1 rRNA gene is annotated in these 1,775 nt (G+C 54.2%); it reads right to left on the bottom strand.

Annotated elements, in window-relative coordinates:
* Positions 1-72: 72 nt before the first annotated feature.
* Positions 73-1,600 (bottom strand): 16S ribosomal RNA (locus ABEA12_RS15080).
* Positions 1,601-1,775 lie beyond the last annotated feature (175 nt).

Here is a 1,775-nt window from a genome sequence, read left to right as displayed (position 1 = left end):
GAAACGAGCAGCACTGAACACCCACCAACAAACCACAGAGGATCCGCTGAGATGGTGCTAGTTGCTCCTTAGAAAGGAGGTGATCCAGCCGCACCTTCCGGTACGGCTACCTTGTTACGACTTAGTCCCAATCGCCGGTCCCACCTTCGACGGCTCCCTCCCACAAGGGGTTAGGCCACCGGCTTCGGGTGTTACCAACTTTCGTGACTTGACGGGCGGTGTGTACAAGGCCCGGGAACGTATTCACCGCAGCGTTGCTGATCTGCGATTACTAGCGACTCCGACTTCATGGGGTCGAGTTGCAGACCCCAATCCGAACTGAGACCGGCTTTTTGGGATTAGCTCCACCTCACAGTATCGCAACCCATTGTACCGGCCATTGTAGCATGCGTGAAGCCCAAGACATAAGGGGCATGATGATTTGACGTCGTCCCCACCTTCCTCCGAGTTGACCCCGGCAGTCTCCCATGAGTCCCCACCACTACGTGCTGGCAACATGGAACGAGGGTTGCGCTCGTTGCGGGACTTAACCCAACATCTCACGACACGAGCTGACGACAACCATGCACCACCTGTGAACCAGCCCCAAAGGGGAAACCATATTTCTATGGCGATCTAGCACATGTCAAGCCTTGGTAAGGTTCTTCGCGTTGCATCGAATTAATCCGCATGCTCCGCCGCTTGTGCGGGCCCCCGTCAATTCCTTTGAGTTTTAGCCTTGCGGCCGTACTCCCCAGGCGGGGCACTTAATGCGTTAGCTACGGCGCGGAAAACGTGGAATGTCCCCCACACCTAGTGCCCAACGTTTACGGCATGGACTACCAGGGTATCTAATCCTGTTCGCTCCCCATGCTTTCGCTCCTCAGCGTCAGTTAATGCCCAGAGACCTGCCTTCGCCATCGGTGTTCCTCCTGATATCTGCGCATTTCACCGCTACACCAGGAATTCCAGTCTCCCCTACATCACTCTAGTCTGCCCGTACCCACCGCAGATCCGAGGTTGAGCCTCGGACTTTCACGATAGACGCGACAAACCGCCTACGAGCTCTTTACGCCCAATAATTCCGGATAACGCTTGCGCCCTACGTATTACCGCGGCTGCTGGCACGTAGTTAGCCGGCGCTTCTTCTGCAGGTACCGTCACTTTCGCTTCTTCCCTACTGAAAGAGGTTTACAACCCGAAGGCCGTCATCCCTCACGCGGCGTCGCTGCATCAGGCTTTCGCCCATTGTGCAATATTCCCCACTGCTGCCTCCCGTAGGAGTCTGGGCCGTGTCTCAGTCCCAGTGTGGCCGGTCACCCTCTCAGGCCGGCTACCCGTCGTCGCCTTGGTGAGCCATTACCTCACCAACAAGCTGATAGGCCGCGAGTCCATCCCTGACCAATAAATCTTTCCACCAAGAACCATGCGGTCCACGGTGCATATCCAGTATTAGACCCAGTTTCCCAGGCTTATCCCAGAGTCAAGGGCAGGTTACTCACGTGTTACTCACCCGTTCGCCACTAATCATCTTGTGCAAGCACAAAAGTCATCGTTCGACTTGCATGTGTTAAGCACGCCGCCAGCGTTCATCCTGAGCCAGGATCAAACTCTCCGTAAAAAAATACAGACACAACCAACACATCAACTGGAAAAAGTCGACCGGGTTGCACCAAGTAAAAAAATCCCGGCAAATTGCTCCTAGCATGCACACGGAGGTGTACACCTAAAAACCATTCACCAATAAAATAAATAAATTGGTATCAACAAACTTGGCACACTATTGAGTTCTCAAA

It is taken from the genome of Paeniglutamicibacter antarcticus (genome assembly GCF_039544305.1).
GTDB classification, from domain to species: Bacteria; Actinomycetota; Actinomycetes; order Actinomycetales; family Micrococcaceae; genus Paeniglutamicibacter; species Paeniglutamicibacter antarcticus_C.
Note: the sequence above shows the minus strand (reverse complement) of the source record. Positions and strands in the feature narration are given on the sequence as shown.